The organism is Kribbella sp. NPDC002412, assembly GCF_053592935.1.
Genome location: NZ_JBSFBL010000009.1, coordinates 17,502 through 42,138, shown reverse-complemented (window position 1 = coordinate 42,138; position 24,637 = coordinate 17,502). Strand labels below are relative to the sequence as shown.

Sequence of the window (24,637 nt, the reverse complement as noted above, 5' to 3'; positions counted from 1 at the left end):
CGACTGAGCCGCCATGTTAGGCCGGTTCGTGTGACCCCACCACTCCATCAGTCCAAGGCGGCTCAAGCCACTCGGCCCGGACAGCCAGGCGAACGATTCTCACCAGAGGTCGAGATCCGCGAACTCCTGGTCCAGGGCGGTTGCTGCGGAGGGGTTGTGGATTCGGCGGCCCATGTAGACGTCTTGGGTTATGGAGACTTGGGCTTGGCCTAGGTGGTCGGCGATTTGGCGGGCGGATTGGCCTCGGCGGTCTAGGGCTGTGGCGGTGGTTTTGCGGAACGTGTGGGAGCGGATCCAGGTGAGGGCGTCTGAGGGTGAGGGTTGGGCTGCTTGGTCGACTTGGGCGCTGAGGTCGGGGGATGCGTCGAGGTTTATGCGGTAGGTCTTGACGAGGGTGGCTGCGAGTTCGCGATCGAGCTTGATGCGGCCGGTCTCGATCAGCTCGAGTCTGGTCTTTGGCCAGCCGAGCTTCGTGGCGACCTGTTTCCGAGTCAGGCCAGCCTGAAGTCGTGCGGATCGCAGTACTTGGCCGAGGTCTCGGCGGGCGGTGCTGGCTACGGGGGACAGTGCGCGGCGGAGGGCTCGGCGGACGTTGGAGGGGTCTCGGAAGCCTCCGAGGGAGTCGGCGAAGATGGGTTCGTCGGGGCGGATGCCGGCTGCGTGGCGTCGGCGGAGCATGGTGACGGCCCAGTCTGGGAGGGGTAGGGCGCGTTCGCCGGCTTTGGACTTCGGGGCCTTGCGGATTAAGCCTTGGCCAGGGACGCGAACCATTGTGTGGGTGATCTCGAGGGCGCCGGCTTCGAGGTTGACCTGTGACCAGAGGACGGCGAGCGACTCGCCGATTCGGACGCCTGTGCCGAGCATGAAGATCACCAAGTCAGGAAGGTCGGCGTGTACGGCGGCTTCGTCGGTGGTCAGGAGTTGCCGTAGGCCGGCGATCTCCTCGTTGGTCAGCGCGCGGGGCGGGTTCTTCGGGCGGGACTCGACCGGCTCGACTTCGCGGACCGGGTTGACGGTCAGGGCGCCGTACCGGACGGCGAGTTGCATCATGCCGGAGATGACTGCGCGGCAGGTCTTCGCGGTGGGGCGGCCGGCGTTGCGCTTGATGGTTCCGATCACTCTGTCGATGCGGGGCGTGGTTGCCTCACCGATCAGGAGTTCGCCGATGGCAGGGCGTACGTAGTTCTTGATGGCTGTGCGGTACGTCGTCAGCGTCGTCGGTGATCGACGGCCGTCTTCGATGCGTTCCTCGAACTTCTCGATCCACAGGTCGATGAGGTCGTTGATCTTGTCCGTCGGGCTCAGCTCGCCGTACTGCGAGACCTTTGCCCGGTCTCGCAGCTTCGTTAATAGGCGGTGCTCGGCTGCGCCCTTGGTCTTGGCGGACGCGGTGACCTCACGGGTACGTCCGTCGTGGTCACGGAAGTATGCGGACGCGCGCCAGGAGACCACCTTGCCCTCGGCGTCCTTCCTCTCTGCACGGGATCGGACGTTGCCCCACGTTCCGATCGGAAGGTGCGGTCTGCTCATGTCGGCCCTCCACAGTCCAGCTGCGTGTGGAAGCTCAACGGCTGGTCGGGCCGGAGATCGGGCGAAACGAGAGCAGTGCGACGCGATGCGATACGTCGCTCAGCAACGCGCAGGCAGCTGGCTGCGCGGAGCCGCCGGCCGCTGTCAGACGGGCATGCATCGGCCACCCCTGAGTATTGGCAGAGTTTGCGCAGACACAACTTTCACGGCCGAGGCGCCGATCTGGGCCTGACCTGCGGAAAGTGGTAGGCCCCGTGGGACTCGAACCCACAACCCGCGGATTAAAAGTTAGACGCTCCCCGCAGAACGGTCTGCATCACGCCGGAATTGCCGTACCAATCGCCGTCTATGGTGTCTGAAGTGGCATGTTCTGGCTGACGTTCGTGGACACGACCATGGACAATCTGCTTCTCAGAGCGTTGACACTCGATCGGCCACGTCCGCGCCGATGCTTGGGTGACTGCCGGCCAACCTGGCTCCGCTTGTGCGCTCTGCGGGAGTGGAGACAGCCTTCGACACTGTGAGGAGGTGCGCTCTGGGCCGCGTCCTCGAGAAGACGACGCAGAACTTCGATGCGTGTCCTTCAACCCGCTATCGCTACCCTAACGTTCGTGTCGATTCTCCGCCGGAGTCCTACGGCCGAGGGCCGTGTATCAACTCGGCCCATCCCAGCCGTAGCGTTCCTCCTGATCGCCGGAATGGCGTGCGTCGTTGGCGTACTGGTCGGTTGGGTCGTATGGGGCTCCGCTGGTGGTGTGACAGGGCCAGCCAAGGCGACGAGTCAGGCGGAGGCCGTTAAGTCGGGAATCGCGGCCGGGGCAGCCGTCGGTGGTCTGTTCGCGCTGTGGATCCAAACCCGCCGGCAGCGGACCGAAGAACGACGTCACTCGCTGGATGAGCAGAAGTTCCAGGCTGAAATCGATGTCCGCCGCGAAGAGCTGACCACCGACCTATACATCAAGGCCATCGCATACCTGGGCGATGCGAACCCGTCGGTTCAGATCGGAGGTGTCTACGCGCTGGCTCGTCTCGCTGACACTGCGCCGTCTGAGCAGCAGCGCATTGTCAACACGCTGTGCGCATACCTTCGATCGCCCTTCAGTCAGCCCGACGCCGACACGATGGCTGCTGCGCGAGACCACGTCGTTTCGACGATAATTGAGGTACTTCAGAACGGCCTGTCACTCACGGCGCGGGACCGATGGGAGAATGTCGATATCGATCTGAGTGGGGCAAACCTGGTAGAACTATCGCTGACTAATGTCGGTGTGCGCTCATTTCGGTTTGAGCGCTGCACCTTTAAGAAGGACCTCCGCATCATCAATTGCGAGGTCTCCGAGTCTCTGAGTATCCAGGACAGCACGATCGATGGGCCATTCATGATAGGTGGAACATCTGTTGGTCAGCGAGCATGGATCACTAACACCGAATTTCGCGACCACGCTCATATGGTGGCTTCCGATTTCGCCCGGGGTCTATCGGTCATGGATTCCAAGTTTGATAAAGATGTGACGTTGGATGATAGTCATTTCGGCCCTCCCGACTTGGATATTCGTAAGTGTCGCTTCGGCGGTGGTGTATCCATGGAAGATGTCAGAATTGATGGAACCCTAAAGGTGCTGTCGTCTTCGATATCCGGAGAATTCCGTGGAGCGAACAGCGAATTTCGATCGACGGTGCGATTCAGTGAAGACCAGTTTGGAGATATGGTTGACATGCATCAGGCTGTGTTCGGACGAGACGTGCACTTCGATGCGGTCATGTTCGATGGGGAAGTTGACCTGAGCGAGACAACCCTGAAGGGTGAGCTGTCCGTGGACAGTTGCGGCTACTCGGCTGACACGTTCATTCCGCCGCTCGGCTATGAGGTGGCTGGCTCTAACCAGGCAGTAGTCCGGTCGCATCCCAGCAAGTAGCCTCTCGCCGCGGCCCGGCCGGACACGTCGGCTCGACACCCCGTCAGGTAGCTGACGACTGCCACCTGGAGACCGGGGTTAGCTTCAGTTGCCGACCGTGGCTAACCACGTATCTCTTAGAGATGGGTCAAGGGCGATCTGTGGCGACCAGTTGAGGGTTCGCCGCGCGAGGGAGATATCAGCGCACTGCCATGAGACTTCAGCCGCTGAGGATTTGTGTGTCCGCTGCGGGTCGGCCCCTACGACTGGCTCGGCCTCGGTGTCGCTGATCTCAATCAGGCGCTTCAGCCAATCACCGGTACGGACAGCTTGCCCGGAGCCGATGTTTACTAGCGGAGGCGCGGCTGCGGCTTGGATGGTCGCAATGGCCGCTGCGGCAACATCTCGCACGTCGACGTAGTCTCGCCATCCGTCTAGTGAGTCCACGATGAGCGGGTCGCCGCTTCGTAGCTTTGCTACAACCCCACCAAGCAGCGTGCTGGTCGGTGAGAGCGGACCACTCACATTGAAAATGCGAAGGACCGTGACGGCTAGGCCCTGCCTCCGGGCATGCAATGCGAGCTGCGTGGCAGCCAGCTTCGAGTATCCGTATGGACTGCTTGGCCGCTCTTGGGCGTCTTCAGCTATGGGTCGCTGCTCATCCTGTGCGCCGTACTCGGCGGAGGATCCCAATTGCACAATCCTGGCTGCAGGAGCGGCGATCCGGGATGCCGACACGAGACTGTGAACGCTCGCGACGTTGGTCCGCATCATTTCGCCGGCGGTACCACGTACAGCTCCCGAACAGTTGATCACAGCTGTCGGCTTGTATGACCGAAGCAGGTCGACGAGCTCTCCCTGCGGTGCCTGCACGAGGTCAAGGCCAACATCTACGACGGGTCCTTGAGTCCGACCGACGCGAAGGTGGTCGATTCCCCGGTCAGTCAGCAGCTGCGAGCAATGGTGCCCCATGAATCCCGAGGCGCCCAGAACCACGACGCGCATAGTCATTGCGTCAACGTTGGCGGAGGCGCTCTCGACGCCGGACTGGGGCAACGAGTCTTGCATTGCTGATCTCCTGCGTGTCGGGGTCGTAGTCGCACTGGACGAGACACGACCACAGGTGGTTGCGCGTCTCTCGATACAGCTTGGCAATGTTCTCGGCTAGATAGAGGGCGCCACCTCGGGATCCGGGCGCATGAATGCCCGCGCAGTACAGCCAGGTTCCCTTGCCATCTGGCCTGGGCAGCGTGCCAAGGTACGCAAGGTCGCCGCCCTCATTCCGGTGCCTCGGTGACCGCAACTTCTCACCTGTCGACTTGTCGAGCAGGTACCAGCTCTCGTCGTCTCGCTCGAAGCCATACGCGCTATCCGAGGCGAGGATCTGGGTCAGCCAAGGCGACTGTCGCGGACCGCAGGTCACGACGAGCCCGTCGCGGTTGAGATCCACGTATTCGCCTGCCGGCAGGTGCTCGGTCTTGGTCTCGAGGCCGAACTCCAGCGCCAGCCGTTGGATGTCGTCCCGGAACGCTATGTCGCTTTCATGTACGACCGGACGTTGTGGCCCCTCCGGATAGGGTGCCTGCTCGACGGGCAGGACGACATGAACGGTATCGCCGGTGCTGAGGACTACTCGCTCTGGTCGGCGGCGCGGTGCACCGAGCTGAGACAGCCGAGCGACTGAGAGGCCTACGCGTTCCGCGATTTGCGCCAGGGTCATGCCATCTTGACGCATCTTGTCGAGTGCTAGACGTCGAATGTCGCCTACCTCGGTGATGGCTGCGTCCAGGGCATTGAGGACGTCGCCCGAGTAGATGAACTGCTCGACGGGATCCTCGATCGCCCGAAGACGCTCAAGGTCGTCCACTCCGTTCACCTCCCTGCATCAGCCCATCCTAGTGCCTCTCGACTTCCGGCTTAAGGGGGGCTTGAATTTCTGATTCAAGGGGTGCTTAACTTATCTATACAGGGTAGCCAAACATGCCAGCCAGGGAGAACTAGGAGCACCACATGACGAGCTCGACAGACCTGCCGGATCCACAGACAGATACGGCTGATCCGGCCATGTCAACCCGCGCAGTAGCCGCGCGGACGGTTGGTGCGGCACTCCGACTCGCCGCGCGCAATCGCGCATTGGAGAGCGCGTTGCACAAGCGGAGCCGGGGTGTTCCGACCTACACCGTGCCGGAGGCCGCCGCGCTACTCAGCATCTCGCCGGAGGCTCTCTACCGGCTTGTGCGGCGCGAGGACTTTCCGGCAGTGCGGGTTGGCCAGAAGTACAGCGTGCCCGCGGCGGCAGTGACAGACCTGCTCGAGTCCGGAACGTCGGTAGACATCGCGGACTGGGGCTCGCAGTGGAAGGAGCAGCATCGGCGCGCCGGTGGCGGTGCCGCATGAATACGCGGAATGCGATGGACCGGCCCTGCACAGGCGCCAACCAGAACAGGGCCGGTTCTCCCTTCACTCAGGTACGAGTTCGAGAGGTCTACAGCATGACTGACGCAGTACAGACCGGCACCGAGTGGGTGCCGCCGATTGGAATGTTGGAGGTTCCGGCTGAGCATGCCGCGGTGATTCGCGGCCTGTTCGAGCTGGCCGCGTTCGTGGCCGATCACCCCGAGTTGCCCGCGCCAGATGTGGATGCGGGGTTTTACACCGGTCGAGGCGACTGGCAGTCCAAGCGGGCCGTCGTGGATCGGGTCGCTGAGGCACTGGGCGAGTCGGCGGATGAGGACCCGCGGCGCGGGTCGTACGGCGTGCGGAAGTTGTTCGGCCCAGTGCGGGCGTGGGCTACCGCGTTCACGGCCGAGTCAATGGCGGCACACACCGCGTTGCTGTCGTACAGCCACAACGTGCAGCCCGAGGCGTCAACTGACGCAGCAGGTGGTGCGTGATGAACGAGCGCACACAGTTGGATTTGGCGTGGCGGATGCACGACTCGGCCGCGCAGGCGATCGACAAGGCCGACACGAAGGCCGGCTTCGCGGCGACGGTGGAGACCGCGCTGGCGGCGCTTGTTCTGACCTTGGTTTCGCAGTCGCACGGCGCCCCTCTGGTCGCGCGGGTGGCGTTCGGTGTGGCGCTGGTCGCGTTGGCGGTGGCGTTGGGGTCGGCGCTGCTGGTCGTGGTGCCGCGGCTGCACCGGCCAGCGGATGCGCTGGTGCCGGGGGAGTTTCTGTACTTCGGTGCGGTGCGGCGCCGCTCGGTCGAGCAGCTGCTCGACCGCCACATCCACCCGCGAACGTACGACAACAAGGTCGCCGACACATTGGTGGCGGTGACTCACCAGGCCAAGCGGCTGGCCGACATCGCCTGGACGAAGCACCAGTGGCTGCGGGTGTCGTTCCTCGCCGCCGTTCTCGGCGCGGTCCTCACCGTGGCCGGTGTGCTGATCGGTGGTGCGCGATGATGCGCCGGCCGTCCAGGACCGAGGGTGTGATGGCCCCGCGGTTCACCCTCGCCGTGGTGGCGCTGCTGGCCGCGGGCGTGGCCGCGGTCGCCTGGGACAAGACTCCGACGCTGACCGAGGTCGGTTACTGGGCCGCCGCAACCGGCGCGGTCGGACTGGTGACGGCCAGCCTGTTGTTTTGGCGGCTGATGCATGGCGCGCTGATCGCGACGCCGCTGTGGGTGCTGCTGGCCGGCGCGATCGGGTTGCGGCTCGGCGCGCCGGGTGGTGCGGCCGGATGGGTGATCGCCGGTGGAGTGCTGCTGCTGATCACGCTCGCCGTGGTGGCGGTCAACCGCCCGGTGGGCGGCGGTCTCGCGGTCGCGCTGTGGCTCGGCTATGCCGGGTTCGTGCTGCGGGCCCTGCCGTCAACCGTGCAGGCTTCTCAGCGCTGGTGGCAGCTGCTGATCGCTGCGGGAGTCGTGCTGCTCGTCACGGCGGGGTTCACCCTGCGGTCGCGGTCCAGCTCGCGCGGACTGCTGCGCCGTCTCGGCCGCGCCGGCCGGGTCACCGACGGGCTGGCGTCGGGGTGGGACGTGCGGCGGGTCTCGTCGGCGCGGATGCTGCGCAAGAAGGCGAAGATCGTCCGCCCCTCGCTGGCCGAAGTGCCGGCGTGGAAGCGGCGGTTCGTGCCGCTCAGCCAGATCGGCGCGACCGTGGCCACGGTTGGCTGGGTCAAGGTCCGGTCGTCGGCTGAGGACCACACGCTGACCGTGGCGGGTCCGCGCGCCGGCAAGACCGGCCTGATGATGAACCACCTGCTGGACGCGCCGGGCGCGGTGATCGCGACCAGCACGAAGACCGACATTCTCGACATCACCCGCACCCAGCGCGCCAAGCGTGGCCCGGTGTGGGTGTTCGACCCCGACGGTCTCACTGACGACGGGTCCACGATCACCTTCGACCCGCTGACCGGGTGCACCGACCCGGGCGTGGTGATGGACCGCGCCTCGGACCTGCTCGACGGTGTGGGTGCGAAGTCCGACGACGCCGAGCACTGGCTGAACCTGGCCCGCCAGGCGCTCACGGCATTGATGCACGCCGCCGCGCTCGGCGGCTACACGATGGCCGACGTTCAGCGCTGGATCGCCCACCCCGACGACCAGGCGAAGTCCGACGTGCTGTGGGAGCTGCGGGTGGCGAACGCGACCGGGTTCGAGCAGCAGGCGACGCAGTTTTTCACCAACAACGAGCGCACCCGTTCCAGCATCTCCACGACGATCATGCCCGCGCTGAGCTGGCTGTCGGTCCCTACTGCCGCCGCTGCGGCGGCACCGGGCGGGGTGCCGTTCGACGTGGAGCGGCTGCTGGCCGAGACCGGCACCGTCTACCTGCTGGGCGCGGAGGACAAGAAGACCGCCCCCCTGGTGACCGCGCTCACCGCCCACATCGCCCGCCAGGCCAAGACCCTTGCGGTCCGTACGCCGGGGCGCCGGTTGGACCCGCAGCTGACGATGGTGCTGGACGAGGCCGCGCTGATCTGTCTGATCCCGCTGGACCGGTGGACCGGTGACTTCGGGTCCCGCGGGATCACGCTGCACATCTCCGCGCAGTCCCGCGCCCAGCTGCGCGACCGGTTCGGCGAGGCCGCCACTGGTGCGCTGCTCACCAACGTGACCACGAAGGTCGTGCTGGCCGGCACCTCCGACGACGACGACCTGCAGTTCTGGTCCACGCTGTGCGGCGAACGGCTGGAGCAGGTCGCGACCCGCGACCGCACCACGGGCGGGGTGTCGATCAGTGACCGACGCGTCCCGGTCCTCACCCCGGGGCAGGTCGCGCAGCTGCGGGCCGGGCAGGCGCTGATCATCACCCGCGGGATGCCGCCCGCGATCGGGCGGGTCAAGATGGCGTGGAACCGCCGCGACCTGCGCATGCAGCGGTTCCACAACCGCCGCAGCGTGCAGTGGACCAGCCGCCAGCTCGCGACGATCGAGCACCGGGTCGGTGCCCGGCTCCTCGTCAACGCCACGTGGCTGCGCGACCAGATCCTCGCCGGACTCGACCGGGCAATCGCCGCACGGCAGCGACTGACCGAGCCCGTCGTACGACGGATCGCTGACCGGCTTGACGCCACGGTGACGTGGCTGGAGGCAATCGACCCGGCCCGCGAACTCCTCGCCCGGCTGCGGCTTGCCGGTGCGATGCGCAAGGCCCGTGCCGCGCTGGCTCGGCGCGCTGCCGACGAGCAGACCGGCCAGAGCCGGGTGTCGCCGGAGGTGAACCGATGAAGGCACAGTTCTTCCTCGGGACGCACCAGCCCGGGTGGCTGCGGACCAGCGTTGTGCCGTTATTCGTCTCGGACCGGCGGCTGCGCGGCTACAAGACGTTGCCGAGGGCATCGGCCTCCTGGGCGCTGGACTCGGGCGGGTTCACTGAGTTGTCCTCCCACGGATCGTGGGAGCACGGCCCGTCGCCGAGGCAGTACGCCGCTCGAGTTCGCCGGTACCGCGACGAGATCGGGAACTTGGCCTGGGCGGCACCACAGGACTGGATGTGTGAACCGTGGATCCTGTCCAAGACGGGGCTGCCGCTACTCGAGCACCTGCAGCGGACAGTCGCCAACTACGTCCAGCTGCGCGAGATCGCGCCCGACCTGCCGTTCGTGCCCGTACTGCAGGGCTGGCGCCTCGATGACTATCTCGTCTGCGCCGACCTGTACGACGCGGCTGGCGTCGACCTGACCACGGCCGAGCTGGTGGGGCTCGGCTCGGTCTGTCGCCGTCAGGCAACCAGCGAAGCCCTCGCCATCATCGACGCCCTGCACGCGACCGGTGTGCGGCGGCTACACGGGTTCGGGTTCAAGGTGCTCGGGCTGCGCACCTGTGGGCAGCGACTGGCCTCGGCCGACTCGATGGCCTGGTCGATCGACGCCCGACGCAAGCCGCCGCTGCCCGGCTGCCGCCACAAGAACTGCGCGAACTGCCATCGCTACGCCCACCAGTGGCGCGAGCGCGTGGTCGCCTCGATCCCGAGCCACGAACCACTGGCGCTATTCGACTACCCCGGCCCGCGGTCAGGTGCCGCCGAGCGCACAGACGACCTGCACACCGGGCCGTGGAGCGAGAGGGGAGTGGCATGACGACGCCGACGAACGGCTCGCCAGCCGACGAGCTGCGCGCCTACTACGGCTGCGCCGAGATCGAGCGCGCCGGTCTGCGGGCGGTGCCGGCCTACGACGAACACGGCCGACCGACCGGGCTCGTCGCGGTCGACGCCGACGAGTTCTGCGACTGGCTCGAAGACCTGTACAGGGAAGGCGACGACTGATGCGGTACGACGACGACAAAGACCCCGGCACCGCCGCCCTGGCGGCGGTCGCCGGGCTGGCCCGCTCGGTCGAGACGCTGAGCCGCGACGTGGCCGCGATGAAGACCGGACTGCAGCACACCGCAAGCAAGGCCGCCGTGTCCCGGTTGAACGACACGGTTGCCTCGCTCGGCAACACAGTCGCCTCCTTCGAGGAGCTGCTGACCCGGCTGGCCGCCAAGTCCAACGGTGGCCGCAGCCGGGCCGCCGCGGAGAGCGAGGTGGAGCCGGTGCGGTCGTGGCTTCGGCTGCCCGAACACGACGCGGCCGCGATCGAGGCGGTGCTGAGCGAGCTGCTGCCGTGGATGGAATCCACGTATCTGCGGTACGCGACAGCGCGGGAGACGCTGCCGCCGTGCTGGCTGTGGCACCCCGAAATCGTCGAGGAACTGCTGTGGCTGATGGACGCCTGGACCGCCGCCTACGACAGCGACGAGGCGTCGAACAAGCTCGTCGGCGACTGGCACGACCGCCAACGCCCCGGCGTGACGCGGCGCATCGGCGAGTATGCGCCCGCGTGTGACGTGCTCGCGCACCGCGACCCCGCCGGACAGCCCGCGATCACCGTGCCGCTGGCCGCTGACGCCGACCCGTTTGTGACCTGGTGGTCCACGAACCGCGACACCCACGGCCCGGCCCCGACAACCGAGCAGATCAAGGCCGGTCGCCGTGGCGGCCTGACCGCCGTACCGAACACGACCGCTGGAGGCCAGCGATGACCACCCTGTCCATCAACCTGCCCGAGGCGTTCGACCCGGGCGCGGTCACCTGGCCGATGATCGCCGCCGGCGGCGCCGCATTGCTGCTCCTCGCCGCCGTCCTCACCGGCCTGGTCTGGGCGGCCCGGCGCACGGCTCGCAGCGTCACCGGCGCGATCGAGTCCGGGCGCCTGACGACCCGCCGGGTGCTGATCGTGGTCGCGATCATCGCCGCGCTCGGCGTGGCCGGGATCGGCGGTGCCCGCTCGTTCGGTGCGGTGTCGGAGAAGTTCGACAGCCCGTTGGTGCCGTTGGTGGCCGACGGCATGATCGTGGCCTGCACGGCGCTGCGGCTCGCGGCGCTGACCCGCGGGTGGCGGATTCCCGGTGCGCTGGTCACGACGTACGTGTTCATCGGCGGCACCGTGTGGCTGAACATCGACACCGCGACGGGGATCGCCGACGCTGTCGCGCACGCCCTTGCGCCGCTGGCATACGCGGTGCTGGTTGAGATGCTGGCGCACCTGCTGCGGCTGCACATGAAGCTCGCGCAGCCCGCGAAGCCGCGGCTGTCGGCGCTGACCTGGTTTACCTCGCCGGTGATCACCACCCGCGTGTGGCTGCATCTGTCGCGGACCGGCACGGACGACCCGGCCGATGCGCGGGCGCTGGTCCAGCAGGTCGTGCGGATGGCCTCACGGCTGGCGACGCTGTGCCCCAGCCACAAGCTGTGGCCACTCGACGCCGCCCGGGCCGCCCGGACGGCCGCGTTGCAGACCATCCGCGACGGGCTGCTATCGGCCAGCGGACTCGCCGCGCTCCTGCCGGCCACCGGACGGCTGACGCCAGGCGAGCTGCTCGCGCTGGTCGATTCCGCCGCGCTCGGACTGACCGGCCCGAGCCGACCGGCCGAGACAGCCGCGCCTGCCGACGTGCCCGGACGCAACGAGCACCCGAGTGCACCGGTGTGGCTGCTCGCGTACCTGCTCGGCGCACTCCGCACCGAATCGGCCACCGCACCGGTGCACCACCCGACCCGCACCGCACCGACTGCACCGGTACACAACGACGGCCCAAACAGTGCACCTGCACCGGTGCACGCACCGCACCGCACCGACGAGTCGCCCGATGCTGCACCGCGCAAGAGCGCCGGGCCGTCCGACGCCGAACTGCTCGACGCGGTGGTGCGCCACGCAGCCGAACACGGCGGTGCACCGCTCGGCCAGCGCGAAATCCGCCGCGCCACCGAGGAGGCATTCGGGCGACCGGTCGGCTTCGGCCGCGCCAAGCGCCTCCAGGAACTCGCCGGGTGGGCCGAGCCCACTGCCACCGGTGACGCCGACAACCCGCCACCCGTCCCGCAGGTCCGTGGACAGCTCCAGCTCGTCACCGAGCCCGGCGAAAACCCCTCTGACACCAACCCTGACAAGACCCCTGACACCGACAACGAATCCGCCGCAAGCCGCGACCTCGAATCGAGCAGCAGCCGATGACCAGCACACACAACACCCGATCAGCAGCCAGTCACCAAGACAGGCACGCACCCGCAGCGACCATGACCGACCCGACGATTCAGCAGCCGCCAGCAGGCAGCAGCAAGACCAAAGAACTCAGATCACACCAAGGCATCACGATCAAGTGGAGCCTCGACTCCGCTTCGCATCGTCGGATCGGCTTGCCGCCTGCGGCGGCAAACGGTGCTGTCGCGCTGGTCGTGACACGCGCGGGGGGTGGCTCGTGCTGAGCATCTCCAGCGGCCACCGTGCCGACTACCTGACCGGCGCGGTCGCGTCCGGCCGGGAGAACTACTACACGGGCGCGGTCGCGGCCGGCGAGCCGCCCGGGCGCTGGTTCGGCAAGGGCGCGGAGGCGCTCGGCCTGTCCGGCGAGGTCGACACGCAGGACATGACCGCGCTCTATGAGCGGTTCATCGACCCGCGCGACGAGGCGTTCCGTGACCCGGCGCGGTGGGACGAAGCCGAGACCCTCGGCCACACGGGGCGGGCGTACAAGTCCGAGGAGCAGGTGTACGCCGATGCACTGTCCAAGGAGCCCGGTGCATCACCGGAGCGGCGCGCCGAATTGCGTGCACTGGCAGGGAAGGCGGTGCGCAAGAACGTCGCGTTCCACGACGCCACGTTCTCGGTGCAGAAGTCGGTGACGGTGCTCCATACCGCGTTCGAGGCGCAGGAGGTGCAGGCCCGCACCGAAGCGGAGCGGGCCCGCGGTGCACTGGAGGACGCCGAGCGCACCGGCGACGGTGAAGCGGTGCACCGGCTCCGCACTGCGGTGCACCGCGCGGAGGCCGAAGCCGTGCACTGGGCCGAGCACCGCCAGGCGGTGGAGGAGGCGATCTGGGCTGGGAACCAGGCCGCGCTGACCTACCTGCAGGACAGGGCCGGGTACACCCGTGTCGGCCACCACGGCGGCGCCGCCGGCCGCTGGGACGACGCCCATGACTGGATCGTGGCGTCGTTCTTCCAGCACGATTCGCGCGACCACGACCCGCAGCTGCACATCCACAACGCGATCCTGAATCGCGTTCAGGCCAGCGACGGGCAATGGCGCACGCTCGACTCGAAGGCACTGCACCGCTACAAGCCGGCCGCCGGCGCGGTCGGCGAACGCGCGATGGAACAACACCTCACGCGCTCGCTCGGGGTCCGCTTCGCGATGCGCCCCGACGGCAAGGCCCGCGAGGTCGTGGGCATCGACCAGGCCGTGATGGACCTGTTCTCGTCGCGCCGGCGCGCGATCACGAAGAAGACCGCTCGGCTGGTCGCCGATTTCGAGACCAAGTTCGGCCGGGAGCCGAACAGCCTCGAACTCGACCGGCTCCAGCGCACCGCCACACTGGCAACCCGCCGATCGAAGTCGCACGACGGCGAGACCGTCGCGCAGCGGCTGGAGCGCTGGGATCGGCAGTTGCGCGCCGAGGTCCGCGGGGGACTCGGCAAGGTCGCGCGCGACGTGCTCGAGTTGCGGCAACGCCAGTGGCTGCCCGGCCGGATCAACGAGGCGAAGGTGCTCGAGACCGCCCTGGCCGAGGTGCAGGCAGCGCATGCGACCTGGCGCACGTCAGACCTGACCCGCGCTATCAGCAACGCGCTGCCCGACAACCTGGGCAACCTGCGACCGGAGAAGGTCGCGCGGTTGCTCGACCGGTTGACCGAGCGCGGCCTGAAGCTCGCGCAGCGGGTCGATGCCGACCGTCCCGGTCACAGCGCCGGCGAGCTCGGGGCGCTGCCGACGGAGTTGCGCCGCGGCGACGGATCGTCGGCGTACTCGGCACCGGGCGCGGCCCGCTACGTCACGCCCGACCACTTGAAGGCCGAACGGCAACTCGCCAAGGCGGGATACGCCCGGGGGGCGGCGGCGATGAGTAGCGACGCCGCCGACCGGTTCCTCGAAGGTTTGGAGGTCGCCGGGCTGCGGCTCGGCGACGACCAGGCCGCGGCGGTGCGCGGCATCCTCACCTCCGGGGCGAAGGTCGAGACGCTGGTCGGTCCGGCCGGCACCGGCAAGTCCCGCGTCATCGGCGCGCTCGCCACTGCGTGGGAGAGCGCCGACAGCCTGTGGAACGGCCAGCAGCACCGCGTGGTCGGGCTTGCCGCGTCCCAGGTGGCCACCGAGGTGATGGCCGCCGACGGCGTCACGGCCATGAACATCCGGCGATGGCTGCTGACGCAGCAGCGCCTGGCCGACGGATCGGACGCGCCGCAGGATCGGGCCTGGCTGCTGCGCGAGGGCGACCTGATCGTGGTGGACGAATCGGCCATGGCCGACACCAGCGACCTGGCCGAGATCCATGCGCGCTGCGCGGTCGCGGGAGCCAAGTTGCTGCTGGTCGGTGACCACCGCCAGCTCGCCGCGGTCGGCGCCGGCGGCGGGATGGAACTGGTGACCGGCAACGCGCTCACCCACGAGTTGACCGAGACCCGGCGTTTCAACAACGCGTGGGAAGGCCCGGCGTCGCTGCGGCTCCGCGAGGGCGACGAGTCGGTGCTGGCCGAGTACCACAAGCAGGGCCGCATCCTCGACGGCGGCCACATCGAAGCCGCGCAACGTGCCGCGGCGGACGCGTGGCTGGCCGACCACCTCAACGGCCGGCACGCGCTGCTGATCGTGGACACCAACGCCCAGGCCGCCGAGCTGTCCGCGCAGCTGCGTGCCCGGCTGGTCGAGTACGGCCATGTGGATGACGCGCGCACCGCCTGGCTGGCCTCGACCGGCAACCGCGTCGGCCGCGGTGATCTGATCCAGACCCGGCTCAACGCCTGGCACCTCAACGGATACCGCGGCAACTCCCGCGCCGCGTTCAACCGCGACGAGTTCCTCGTGACCGAGGTCCTGGACGACGGCGGACTGCGGGTCGCGCCGCTGATCCGGGGCACCCGCCGGGCCGCACCGGGCGAGACGATGGTGTTGCCGGCGAGCTATGTGCGGGACTGGGTGGCGCTGGGTTACGCCGCGACCGTCCACTCCTCTCAAGGTCTGACAGTGGACTCCAGTCACCTGGTCGCCACCCCGAACACGTCGGTATATGCGTTGTATGTCGCGATGACCCGCGGCCGGGTCGCGAACACCGTGCACGTCGTCACCCAGTCGCTGTCGAAGGAAGCCGAGTACGGCGAGACCACCACTGCCGCGAAGCGGACGCCGCTGTCGGTGCTGCGCGGAGCGTTCGAGCTGGACGACCCGCAACTGTCGGCGCTGGAAACCGCGGCCGAGTCCGCCGCCGAAGCCGACCGGCTGCGCACCCCGGCAGAGCTGCTGGCCGACGGCATCTCCCTGGCAACCGCCGGTCGCACCGCCCGCTGGCTGGACGAACTCGCCGACGCAGGCGTGCTCACGGCCGAGCAGCGGACCGCCCTCGCGGTCGAAGACGGTGCCGGAACACTCCAGACGCTGCTGCGCCGTGTGGAGCTGGCCGGGCACGATCCGCGCCAGGCGCTGACCGAGGCGATCCAGCAGCGGTCGCTGCACGACGCGCGCCGGATCAGTCACGTGATCCAGGACCGGATCAAACGCGCCGGCGGAAACCTCGACCCGCTCGGCGACACCTACAGCGAGCGACTTCCGCGAGTCGATGACCCCAAGTGGTCGGCGTACCTGACCAACCTCGCGACTGAGGCAGACGCCCGCGCCACCCAGCTCGGCGAGCAGGTCGCGACGGAGCAGCCGCAGTGGGCGATTGAGGCGTTCGATCGGCCGCCGACCGATCCCGGCCGGGAACGCGACGAGTGGATTCAGAAGGCCGGCATGGTGGCCGCACACCGCGAGGTCATGGCGCACGAGGCAACCGACGACGCGCTCGGCAAGGCACCCAAGCCAGGACAGGTCGAGCAGTACGCCTCCTGGCGCGCCGCCTGGCGCGCACTCGGCCGGCCCGAAGCCGACCGCGCCGAAGCCGAGATGTCCAACGGCCAGCTCCGGGTCCGGGTCCGCGCCTACGAGCGGGAAAAGGCGTGGGCGCCGCCCTACGTCGCCGAGGAACTCGCCGGCACCCGCCAGGCGGTCGAACGCGAACGCCGCACCGCCGCGCTCCGCGCCGCGGAAGCCGACGCGGCCGACGACGCCGCGACGCGTCATCGGCTGCGTGCCGAAGCCGATCAAGCCAAGGCACTCGCTCAGGCGCTGGAGGCCCGCGCCGCCGAATTGCAGGTCGCCGACGATGCCCGCGCCGTCTGGTGGGCGCACACCGCCGAAACCCGCGCGAACGCCGAACGCGCCGAGGCGGAACTGGAGGCCCGCGGCATCGACAACAGCGACGACGGACCCACCCCCGAGGAACTGCTCGACACGATCGACGCCGAAGCCGCCGAGGACGAACACCGCGAGGTCACCGATGAGCACGAGCTGGCCGACATCGCGCAGCAGCGCGACACCGACACCACGCACGCGGTGCCCGCCGACGAGCTCGTGGAGGCGGCACTGGTCAACGACCAGCTACCCAGCAAGCCTGCGGGGTCCGACGTCGCTGCCGACGAAAGCCTCGCCCCGGAGATCGTTGCCGCCGACAACACCACCGGCGCCGAGGCGATCAGCGATGTTGACGCCGACGAAACAGAAACGGTTGTGGACCGCGCCGTGCTGGAGAGCCAGGCGCCGGCCGACATTCGGGAGGTCGCCGCAGGTGAGGAGACCGTCGCGGAGTCCGATGTTCCGCGGGTTCCGTCCGCGGACGAGACCGCCGAAGCGGTACGCCGAGCACAGCGGGCGCTGATCGAGATTCAGCACCGCCGCGAAGCCGAAGAACGCCACGCCGCCGACGATGCCGAAGCCCGAGCCGAGGAACTCGCCCGGTGGCACGCCGACGACACTGCCGCCGAGCAGGCCAACACATCACCGACCACCGCCACCGATCAGGCGACGGACGACCACGGACCGGTGCTGGAACTCGGCGGCGACGACGACTAACCGCGCGGTCCAGGCCCTCCCGCCCCTGGCGGGCGGGAGAGCACCCCGGCCTTCGGCCGGGACGAAAAGCCCTTCTGTGACTGGGGTTGGTGGCCTGGTGCCAGACCGCCCCCTCCAAAGTCAAGGGGTTCTCGCCTGGAGGACGGCGGCGCTCCGCAAGCTCCGCTTATTTCCTTGTCCACCAGCCGAGAACCCCTTGACTTCGGAGCCTCTAGCGGCCCGGCAGACGGCAGTAGCCGGCAGGCCCAAGGGCTGCCGTCACACAACGGCCACCAGCGAGAGGGACCACGATGCCGAAGCCAACGACCACCCCCCAACAGACCAGCTGCCCGCCGTGGTGCAGCCCCAAGCGCCAGGTCGGCTGCGGACGGCCGGGCTGCCCGTCCAGCGCCGGGAGCACCAAGCGATGAACCACAGCGACGCAACCCCGCTCGGCGAACACCCCTACAACGGCGACGACTTCGTATCGACCTGCTCCTGCGGGCGCGAGTTCACCGGCCCGACACCAGACGACGCCGACGCACTGCTGATGGAACACATCGAGACCGCCAACTAGCCCACCAGCTCGGGGAGGGCCGTGGTGAAGGTCCACGCACCCACGGCGCCTCCCCGCACCAACCCAGAAAGGGGTTGAAGACCGATGACGTTGACGATGACGGATCTGTTCTGCGGGGCCGGTGGGTCGAGCACCGGTGCGGTGCAGGTGCCTGGTGTGACGGTGAAGCTGGCCGCGAACCACTGGAAGCTGGCCGTCGAGACGCACAATAGCAACCACCCGACCACCGACCACGACTGCGCCGACCTGTCCCAGGTCGAGCCGCGCAAGTACCCGCGCACGAACGTGTTGTGGGCGTCGCCTGAGTGCACGAACCACTCGCAGGCCAAGGGCAAGAAGCGCAACGTGGACGCGATGCCGGACCTGTTCGGGGACACGCTGCCGGACGAGGCGGCGGAGCGGTCCCGGGCCACGATGTGGGATGTGGTGCGGTTTGCCGAGCACCACCGCTACGACGCGATCGTGGTGGAGAACGTCGTGGACGCAGCGCTGTGGGTGCTGTGGCCGGCGTGGCGCTCCGGTCTGGACGCCCTGGGCTACTGCGTACACGTGGTCTACCTCAACAGCATGCACGCCCAGGCCGGTGGCCTCCCGGCGCCGCAATCTCGCGACCGGCTGTACGTCGTGGCTCACCTGCGCACGTCGGGGTGCCCGGACCTGAACCGGTGGACCCGGGCGAGCGCGTGGTGCGAGGGCTGCGGTCAGATGGTGCGGGCGATGCAGGCGTGGAAGAAGCCGGAACGGACCTGGGGCCGCTACCGCGCCCAGTACGTGTGGCGCTGCCCGAACGTTGCCTGCCGCAACCAGGTGGTCGAGCCGGGCTGGCTCCCGGCGGCGGCCGCGATCGACTGGAGCCTGACTGGGGAGCGGATCGGCGACCGCGCGAGGCCGCTGGCCGACAAGACCATGGCCCGCATCCGCGCCGGACTGGCCCGCTACGTGAAACCCGAGTTGCTGGTGCCGGTCGAGGGCCGCGACGGCAAGACCGCCGCGCCGCTGTCCGAAGCAATGCGCACCATGACCACTCGCAACGAGACCGGGCTGTTGGTCCCGGCCGGCGGTACCTGGAACGAGACCGCGACGCCGGTATCGGAGGTGATGCGGACCAGGACCACCCGCGAGTCCGAGGCGCTGGTAGTGCCGCTGCGCAACAACAACACGACCAAGAGCGCGGCAGAGCCGTTCGACACGTTCGCTGCCAACGGCAACCACCACGGGCTGCTGATGCCCTACTACGACAACGCCACCAGCCGCGACACCAGCGAGCCGCACGGAACGTTCACCACCCGGGACCGGTACGCGCTGATCATGCGGAACAACGGCTCCCGCTACTCCGGTGCGGAGATGTGCACACCCGCGACCGAGACGCTGCGAACGATCACCACCGCCGGGCACCAGTCGGTGCTCGAGCCTCAGACCGTGGCCGTGGAGGACTGCCTGTTCCGGATGCTCGAGCCGCACGAGGTGGCCGCCGGCATGGCGTTCACGGACGGCTACGTCGTGCTGGGCAACAAGCGCGAGAAGGTCCGCCAGCTCGGCAACGCCGTCACCCCACCCGCCGCGCGCGACCTGATCGCCGCCGTCGCCGAATCCCTCGGCCACGACCTCACCGACCTGACCACCGCCTGACCGGGCCGCAGTCGGCCGGACCTCCCGCCGAGGTCCGGCCCCTCGGCCGACCGGCCATTGACACGTAACCGTCAACACACGAAGGAGAAGCCCCCATGAGCGAATCCACCAACACTGAGACTGACACCGGACCGGACGAGTTCCAGGTGGCCGCCACCGCGATCACCCGCGCGATCCGCGCGATCAACAACAACCAGCGCGGCGGCGACGGCGCCGAGTTCATCACGCACCTGCTCGCTACGGTCGCCGCGAACCTCGGCAGCAGCGACGCGGTGACCGCCGGCCGCCCCGGATCGTGGGAAGCCGCCGGCGTGATTGACCTGCTGCGCAGCACCGTCGGATACGACGACGAGTACCTACTGACCTATCGGACCGAACCGATCGAGATCGTGGCCAACAGCGTCTACGAGCTCGACGACCTCGGCATGTTCGAGACCTACGAGGCCAGCACCGCACACATCGGGCAAGCTCTGTTCGGTGACCGCTGGAGCCGCTCCCGCGACCGGCTGAACCTGGACGAGCTGGAGCAGATCGAGGACATCGAGGAACAGCTTGTCGAGCTGGAGAAGCGCGACCGCGACGAGTACCAGCAACGGTTCGCCGCCAGCGTTCGGGCACGGTTCGAGCAGCTGCGCACCGAAGACCCGCACCGCTACCCCGAGCACCTGAGCGTCACGGTCCGGTTCACCGACGCGAGCAACGACGACCTGACCGACGGGTGGGGCAGCGACCTGGCCAGCCAGCTCTACCGGCACGCCCGCGAGACCACACCACTGCCCGGCAGCGACACCGCACCTGACTGGGAGGCCGGCCAAAGCCACGCCGACACACTCCTGGCCGCCGGGCACTGGCCGCACCTGCGCATCCCCCAGCTCGCCCACTACGGCGTACCCACCACTACGAAGGAGAACTGACCATGGCTGAGCGCATCCAGAACGGAACCACCCTCACGACGTACGACGAACTGATTGAGCTGGTGTCCTGGGCGCTGACCCCCGTGGTGATCGACCGCGACGGAACCCCATGGATCGTGTTCGAGACCCAGGACGGCGACGACTGCGCCGCCACCGTGCCGTGCCCCGACGACGACATTCCCGGCCGCCCGGACTTCGACGGTCTCTGCGAGCGTGGCCCGCTGCGCGTGGTGTTCAACGGCGACACCAGCCCCGAAGCATGGCCCGGAGCGAACAAGGACCAAGGGGTGACGGCATGACGATCAAGGTGAGACTTTCCGGCGAGGCCGACGAAATCGCGCGCCTGGTCGAGCATCTACGACACGAGTTCGAAGTGGCCGGCGCAGACCGTGCCTACCCGAACCGTGGATCGTTCGGCGTCCGTGTCTACCTCGAACTCCGCGAGCCCGCCGCAGGCCGCGACAAGCAGCGAGTCCGTAGCGAACGAGTCCACCCCGACCGGAGAGGAATCGAGCCGTGACTACCACTACGCGGCGCGGCGGGCGAGCCTTGGACCCCGACCACGAGCTGCTCTGCCGGGCAGCGCACTGGCACGCCGATCACGGCATGGCCGTCTTCCCGCTCGCCCCCGGCCGCAAGGTACCCGCCGTGGAGAAGGACTGGGAACTCGAAGCAACCACTAACCACCTCGCCATCGCCCGCACCTGGCGCCATGCGCCGTACAACATCGGCGTCGCCGCCGGGCCGTCCGGTCTCCTCGTCGTGGACCTCGACCAACCCAAGACCACCGCAGACCTGGCACCCGAACCGTGGCGCACCCGAGGAGCAACCAACGGCGCCGACGTACTCGCCTTGGCCGCCGCCGACCACGACGCCAGCATTCCCGCCACCTACACCGTCGCCACACCATCCGGCGGGCAACACCTCTACTACCGCCAACCCACCGGCCACCAGCTCGGCAACAGCGCCGGCCGCATCGGCTGGAAGATCGACACCCGCGGGCACGGCGGCTACATCGTCGGCGCCGGCTCGATCACTGCCACCGGTCGCTACCTCGCGGAGGATACTCTGGCACCGCGGCCTCTACCCAGCTGGATCATCGAAGCCCTTAACACGACCCCACCCGCCGCTGAGGCACCCCGGGCCGCACCCAACCTGAAAAACACCAGCGCGTATGCCCTCGCCGCGCTCACCGGGGAACTCGAGAAAGTCCTCGCCGCCACACCGGGCCAGCGCAACGACACCCTCAACCGCGCCGCCTTCGCACTCGGTCAGCTCGTCGGCGCGCGGCTGCTCGACCAGCATGTCGCGCGAGATGAACTCGTATCCGCCGCCGGGCGCATTGGCCTACCCCGCCACGAAGCCGAACGCACCATCACCTCAGGACTCACCGCCGGCACACAGCACCCTCGCCAACGAACCGCATGACAGGCGGGGGAAGCGGAACACGATGAACGAGGAACGGGCCTCAGGAAGCCGCACAATGGCTCCCGAGGCCCGTTCTTCGTGGATGGGTGAGCTGACTGTCAACCTGCCTGTGCGTGCTCAATCTCAATCGGCGGCACGCCCGAACGTCGCCACGCCCACGCCAGCGTCGCCATTGCACCTTCTGCGAAACCTGGGCGACCAGGCAGCCCACCGCGAGTAACCGCGAGCTCGGCGGCCTCGGTCTCCAGCGCGATCAACTCCTCGTACGCCTTTCTAGTGCTGCGAGTGATCGGAGCCCGCGCCCGCTGCCTGACCGGGCCGGACGGGTAGTTGAAGGTCACGAAGGCACACGCCAGCCAACTGCACGTCATTTGCACGCCGGTCAGGTACCAGTCGCCGCGGCCTTCAGCCGCCAGCGCATCGCCGCGACGCTCAGCCGCCAGCCACAGCCGGGCGAACTCACGCACCGGCACACGCAGGTTCTCCCGCGGTATCCGCTCCAAATCCCGGCCAGTCAGCTCCATACCACAACACGATCCCACCGCCCACCGACACTTTCCATGACCCCGGCGTGGCTTGCGCTCGCTGGTGCACACGACAACTGGACTGGAAGTCCTGGCACAGGGCACCGGCGCCGGCAGCCGCCGCTGACCACGCTTGCGTAGCTTTCCACGTACCATCGCCAGCTCGCCGGTGGCGATCACGACGGCGGACATGAGCTAGCCGTGCGGCTCGATTCTTCGACGAACGCCTGCGCGGGCATAGCGAGCACTGTAGCCCGCCGCCGACGACACAAACCCCGATCGCCACAACCCCTGTGGACAACCATTCCCGAGTCTGCGGAGAACGGGGGTCGCGCAAGGCATGTACTTGTCAAGATGAAGTCGGTCCCGGCGCTCTGTTCGGACCCGCATCGCGGCAGATGTGGGCTCTCGTTCCGAGGTGACAAGCCGAGCCCAACCCACGTCAAGTCGGCCTGTCTCGGGTCTCGGGTTGTATGTCTTTCGACCAACGGCGGATTACCCTTCTTGGGTGGCCCTCGACCTCGAATGGAGCCCCCGGCTGAGATCTCGTCGGGGCGCTCGCGAGCGTCTGTGCGGTATTCGGGTCTTCCACGACTTCGATTGGCTCGACGTCTTCCCGGACGAGCGCACCCACTTCAAGAACGGTCAAATTTTGGCCCGCACGGTTAAGGACCAGACTCCTCCTGGGTTGATACCGGCGCTGTTGCTCACTCGGCGGACCGATGTCCGGCAGGGCTTCATTACGACCGCGACGCATTACCTGTTCGTTGTCAACATCGATGAGTACCGTCGGACGCCGGGCAATCCAGCTCTCTCGTATCTGGCAAATCATCTAGCGGTTGATGTATCGCACCTCCATGAGTTCACGCAGCTGTCGGAGCTTGGCGACCCAGACGCTGTTCGCGAACTTGTCATGCGTCAGATGGACGTCGAGCACGTGGCCGCGTGGCTGAACGAAGCCGACGGACGCTTACAACGTCTGACGGAACTGATCGACATCGGTGCGCGCAGTCCAGCGACGATGCAAGAACTCGTGGACTCCGTCACGGCGCTCGGTGATCTTACCGACCAGCAGATTCACCAGCTGATCAAACTCACTGTCGGCCTGACCCAATCAGATCATCGCGCAGACCTCATCCGGGGTGCCACCACGGATGAGGACGGCCGTCGCGTCGCGGGTCTGGTCCTGCATGAGCGGGTCGCAGACCGCGTTTCCGATGCGCGCAGAGCACTTGAGCGTTACCAGGAACTGCTGGGTGAGAACGGTACAACCGAAACCGACATGCAGCGGTTCTTGTCCCAGCATCCGTTGCTCTTTGGTCTGGAGTATGCAGGTATTTGTCCACAGACTCAGGGGCCCAGCGGCTCTATGGACTTCATCCTCGAGCGCTTTGACGGTTACAACGACTTGGTGGAACTGAAGAGCCCTGGAGATGTAATCATTAAGGCGCCGTCGCACAAAGAGAACTCTGGCGTGCCGAGCCCGCATCGTTACAAGCTCAGTCGCGGTCTTGCCCAGGCGCTAGCCCAAGCCATGGCGTACAGGGATCGGTTGACGCGTCACGCGGAGGCGGCGAAGGAACTGCACGGAATCTCGAACCCCCGAGATCCCAGGCTGATCATTGTCCTTGGTCGCCTGGACCGACTCGAGGAGCATCAACGACTAGTTCTGCACGAGCTGAATAGGTCTCTTCATCGCGCACAAATAGTCCCCTACGACCTCCTAGCTCGGCGCGCAGATGCGGCGCTAAAGAACATTATCAACTATCTGGAACTCGACCCGCCTGCGCCCGAGGATTAGACCCTGCAAGCGCTGCTGATAGGTGGGCGTTTGTCGGACAAACAGGGCTCATGGGCCTCGGTGGAGAGCTTCATCGATGCCAAGGCGACGAGACGACGGGCGCGCGCACATCGGCAGGTGCGGACGAGTGCCGGTGGCCCTCCGTCTTTAGGGCCGGTCGTAGCCGCCATAGCTATGTGCTGAACCGCCTTCGCGCAGGCGATTGTGGCAGCCTGACGGTATGTGCGGACGATATGCATCGACGCGGACCCGGTCGGAGCTGCTGGTCGAGGCATATCGTCCGCACATGCCTCCAGCCTGCCAGAGCGCCACACCGGCCTGGCGGCAACCTGTTGCCGGGTCCGATTCCCCGACGGTGAAGCACTCACCGCCAGCCCGCGCTGCCTGGCGTTAGTGCCGTGGTCGTCCGCCACCCGTCGAGCGACCAGCCGCCAGCGACAGGCCGAGCGGGGGGTAACCCGGCCTGGTGACGGCTGGTCACCCGC

General features: G+C 67.8%; 21 protein-coding genes. 17 read left to right on the top strand and 4 right to left on the bottom strand.

The features are described 5' to 3' along the window. Positions 1 to 99: 99 nt before the first annotated feature. Positions 100 to 1,530, bottom strand: coding sequence for a helix-turn-helix domain-containing protein (locus tag ACWCOV_RS09870; RefSeq protein WP_449828849.1), 1,431 nt, complete (start codon positions 1,528 to 1,530; stop codon positions 100 to 102). 611 nt (positions 1,531 to 2,141) lie between these two features. Between ACWCOV_RS09870 and ACWCOV_RS09865 the strand changes: the two genes are divergently transcribed. Then, positions 2,142 to 3,446: a pentapeptide repeat-containing protein gene (locus ACWCOV_RS09865; RefSeq protein ID WP_449828848.1), complete on the top strand. Its 1,305-nt coding sequence runs from the start codon at positions 2,142 to 2,144 to the stop codon at positions 3,444 to 3,446. 84 nt (positions 3,447 to 3,530) lie between these two features. Here the strand turns inward: ACWCOV_RS09865 and ACWCOV_RS09860 are convergent, their stop codons facing one another. Together ACWCOV_RS09860 and ACWCOV_RS09855 are read right to left on the bottom strand one after the other, a co-directional pair. Beyond that, complete coding sequence (locus ACWCOV_RS09860) at positions 3,531 to 4,430, bottom strand: NAD-dependent epimerase/dehydratase family protein (protein WP_449828970.1); 900 nt, start codon at positions 4,428 to 4,430, stop codon at positions 3,531 to 3,533. Positions 4,431 to 4,440: 10 nt separating this feature from the next. Then, positions 4,441 to 5,292 (bottom strand): hypothetical protein, encoded by an 852-nt coding sequence (locus ACWCOV_RS09855; RefSeq protein WP_449828847.1) that lies wholly within the window; start codon positions 5,290 to 5,292, stop codon positions 4,441 to 4,443. Between the two features lie 143 nt (positions 5,293 to 5,435). On the opposite strand from ACWCOV_RS09855, the gene ACWCOV_RS09850 reads away from it, so the two are divergent. From ACWCOV_RS09850 to ACWCOV_RS09780, 15 genes are all read left to right on the top strand, one after another. Then, a complete protein-coding gene (locus ACWCOV_RS09850) occupies positions 5,436 to 5,822 on the top strand; it encodes a helix-turn-helix domain-containing protein (RefSeq protein ID WP_449828846.1) in 387 nt (128 codons plus the stop codon). A gap of 95 nt (positions 5,823 to 5,917) precedes the next feature. Beyond that, positions 5,918 to 6,319, top strand: a complete 402-nt coding sequence (locus ACWCOV_RS09845) for a hypothetical protein (RefSeq protein ID WP_449828845.1) — start codon at positions 5,918 to 5,920, stop codon at positions 6,317 to 6,319. Next, entirely contained in the window at positions 6,319 to 6,834 is a 516-nt protein-coding gene (locus ACWCOV_RS09840; protein ID WP_449828844.1) for a Pycsar system effector family protein, read from the top strand. The genes ACWCOV_RS09845 and ACWCOV_RS09840 overlap by 1 nt, the downstream gene beginning before the upstream one ends. Positions 6,835 to 6,863: 29 nt before the next feature. Then, the gene (locus ACWCOV_RS09835) at positions 6,864 to 9,104 is read left to right on the top strand and encodes a type IV secretory system conjugative DNA transfer family protein (protein WP_449828843.1); all 2,241 of its coding nucleotides are present in this window, start codon (positions 6,864 to 6,866) and stop codon (positions 9,102 to 9,104) included. Then, positions 9,101 to 9,955, top strand: coding sequence for a deazapurine DNA modification protein DpdA family protein (locus tag ACWCOV_RS09830; RefSeq protein ID WP_449828842.1), 855 nt, complete (start codon positions 9,101 to 9,103; stop codon positions 9,953 to 9,955). The genes ACWCOV_RS09835 and ACWCOV_RS09830 overlap by 4 nt, the downstream gene beginning before the upstream one ends. After that, positions 9,952 to 10,143: a hypothetical protein gene (locus ACWCOV_RS09825; protein WP_449828841.1), complete on the top strand. Its 192-nt coding sequence runs from the start codon at positions 9,952 to 9,954 to the stop codon at positions 10,141 to 10,143. Before ACWCOV_RS09830 ends, ACWCOV_RS09825 begins: the two co-directional genes overlap by 4 nt. Beyond that, positions 10,143 to 10,901 (top strand): hypothetical protein, encoded by a 759-nt coding sequence (locus ACWCOV_RS09820; RefSeq protein ID WP_449828840.1) that lies wholly within the window; start codon positions 10,143 to 10,145, stop codon positions 10,899 to 10,901. Before ACWCOV_RS09825 ends, ACWCOV_RS09820 begins: the two co-directional genes overlap by 1 nt. A 56-nt stretch (positions 10,902 to 10,957) precedes the next feature. After that, entirely contained in the window at positions 10,958 to 12,373 is a 1,416-nt protein-coding gene (locus ACWCOV_RS09815; RefSeq protein WP_449828839.1) for a DUF2637 domain-containing protein, read from the top strand. Positions 12,374 to 12,617: 244 nt separating this feature from the next. Then, a complete protein-coding gene (gene mobF / locus ACWCOV_RS09810) occupies positions 12,618 to 17,300 on the top strand; it encodes a MobF family relaxase (protein WP_449828838.1) in 4,683 nt (1,560 codons plus the stop codon). A gap of 406 nt (positions 17,301 to 17,706) precedes the next feature. Continuing rightward, on the top strand, positions 17,707 to 17,856 hold the full coding sequence (locus ACWCOV_RS09805; protein ID WP_449828837.1) for a hypothetical protein: 150 nt from the start codon (positions 17,707 to 17,709) through the stop codon (positions 17,854 to 17,856). Between the two features lie 84 nt (positions 17,857 to 17,940). Then, positions 17,941 to 19,485: a DNA cytosine methyltransferase gene (locus tag ACWCOV_RS09800; protein WP_449828836.1), complete on the top strand. Its 1,545-nt coding sequence runs from the start codon at positions 17,941 to 17,943 to the stop codon at positions 19,483 to 19,485. A gap of 95 nt (positions 19,486 to 19,580) precedes the next feature. Beyond that, positions 19,581 to 20,399 carry a hypothetical protein gene (locus tag ACWCOV_RS09795; protein ID WP_449828835.1) on the top strand — a complete coding sequence of 273 codons (819 nt, stop codon included), beginning with the start codon at positions 19,581 to 19,583 and terminating at the stop codon, positions 20,397 to 20,399. Between the two features lie 2 nt (positions 20,400 to 20,401). Continuing rightward, on the top strand, positions 20,402 to 20,698 hold the full coding sequence (locus ACWCOV_RS09790) for a hypothetical protein (RefSeq protein WP_449828834.1): 297 nt from the start codon (positions 20,402 to 20,404) through the stop codon (positions 20,696 to 20,698). Beyond that, entirely contained in the window at positions 20,695 to 20,919 is a 225-nt protein-coding gene (locus tag ACWCOV_RS09785; RefSeq protein WP_449828833.1) for a hypothetical protein, read from the top strand. The genes ACWCOV_RS09790 and ACWCOV_RS09785 overlap by 4 nt, the downstream gene beginning before the upstream one ends. Then, positions 20,916 to 21,827: a bifunctional DNA primase/polymerase gene (locus ACWCOV_RS09780; protein WP_449828832.1), complete on the top strand. Its 912-nt coding sequence runs from the start codon at positions 20,916 to 20,918 to the stop codon at positions 21,825 to 21,827. The genes ACWCOV_RS09785 and ACWCOV_RS09780 overlap by 4 nt, the downstream gene beginning before the upstream one ends. A 98-nt stretch (positions 21,828 to 21,925) precedes the next feature. On the opposite strand, the gene ACWCOV_RS09775 is transcribed toward ACWCOV_RS09780, so the two are convergent. Next, positions 21,926 to 22,351 carry a hypothetical protein gene (locus tag ACWCOV_RS09775; RefSeq protein ID WP_449828831.1) on the bottom strand — a complete coding sequence of 142 codons (426 nt, stop codon included), beginning with the start codon at positions 22,349 to 22,351 and terminating at the stop codon, positions 21,926 to 21,928. 508 nt (positions 22,352 to 22,859) lie between these two features. Here ACWCOV_RS09775 and ACWCOV_RS09770 point away from each other — a divergent pair. Beyond that, complete coding sequence (locus ACWCOV_RS09770; protein ID WP_449828830.1) at positions 22,860 to 24,152, top strand: Shedu anti-phage system protein SduA domain-containing protein; 1,293 nt, start codon at positions 22,860 to 22,862, stop codon at positions 24,150 to 24,152. The last annotated feature ends 485 nt before the right edge of the window (positions 24,153 to 24,637 follow it).

What these genes read in the sequence shown, in the direction of transcription:
- ACWCOV_RS09870 (WP_449828849.1), bottom strand. Translation starts at nt 1,530, where the DNA reads ATGAGCAGACCGCACCTTCCGATCGGAACGTGGGGCAACGTCCGATCC.
- ACWCOV_RS09860 (WP_449828970.1), bottom strand. Translation starts at nt 4,430, where the DNA reads ATGCGCGTCGTGGTTCTGGGCGCCTCGGGATTCATGGGGCACCATTGC.
- ACWCOV_RS09850 (WP_449828846.1), top strand. Translation starts at nt 5,436, where the DNA reads ATGACGAGCTCGACAGACCTGCCGGATCCACAGACAGATACGGCTGAT.
- ACWCOV_RS09845 (WP_449828845.1), top strand. Translation starts at nt 5,918, where the DNA reads ATGACTGACGCAGTACAGACCGGCACCGAGTGGGTGCCGCCGATTGGA.
- ACWCOV_RS09840 (WP_449828844.1), top strand. Translation starts at nt 6,319, where the DNA reads ATGAACGAGCGCACACAGTTGGATTTGGCGTGGCGGATGCACGACTCG.
- ACWCOV_RS09835 (WP_449828843.1), top strand. Translation starts at nt 6,864, where the DNA reads ATGGCCCCGCGGTTCACCCTCGCCGTGGTGGCGCTGCTGGCCGCGGGC.
- ACWCOV_RS09830 (WP_449828842.1), top strand. Translation starts at nt 9,101, where the DNA reads ATGAAGGCACAGTTCTTCCTCGGGACGCACCAGCCCGGGTGGCTGCGG.
- ACWCOV_RS09825 (WP_449828841.1), top strand. Translation starts at nt 9,952, where the DNA reads ATGACGACGCCGACGAACGGCTCGCCAGCCGACGAGCTGCGCGCCTAC.
- ACWCOV_RS09820 (WP_449828840.1), top strand. Translation starts at nt 10,143, where the DNA reads ATGCGGTACGACGACGACAAAGACCCCGGCACCGCCGCCCTGGCGGCG.
- ACWCOV_RS09815 (WP_449828839.1), top strand. Translation starts at nt 10,958, where the DNA reads ATGATCGCCGCCGGCGGCGCCGCATTGCTGCTCCTCGCCGCCGTCCTC.
- ACWCOV_RS09805 (WP_449828837.1), top strand. Translation starts at nt 17,707, where the DNA reads ATGAACCACAGCGACGCAACCCCGCTCGGCGAACACCCCTACAACGGC.
- ACWCOV_RS09800 (WP_449828836.1), top strand. Translation starts at nt 17,941, where the DNA reads ATGACGTTGACGATGACGGATCTGTTCTGCGGGGCCGGTGGGTCGAGC.
- ACWCOV_RS09795 (WP_449828835.1), top strand. Translation starts at nt 19,581, where the DNA reads ATGAGCGAATCCACCAACACTGAGACTGACACCGGACCGGACGAGTTC.
- ACWCOV_RS09790 (WP_449828834.1), top strand. Translation starts at nt 20,402, where the DNA reads ATGGCTGAGCGCATCCAGAACGGAACCACCCTCACGACGTACGACGAA.
- ACWCOV_RS09785 (WP_449828833.1), top strand. Translation starts at nt 20,695, where the DNA reads ATGACGATCAAGGTGAGACTTTCCGGCGAGGCCGACGAAATCGCGCGC.
- ACWCOV_RS09775 (WP_449828831.1), bottom strand. Translation starts at nt 22,351, where the DNA reads ATGGAGCTGACTGGCCGGGATTTGGAGCGGATACCGCGGGAGAACCTG.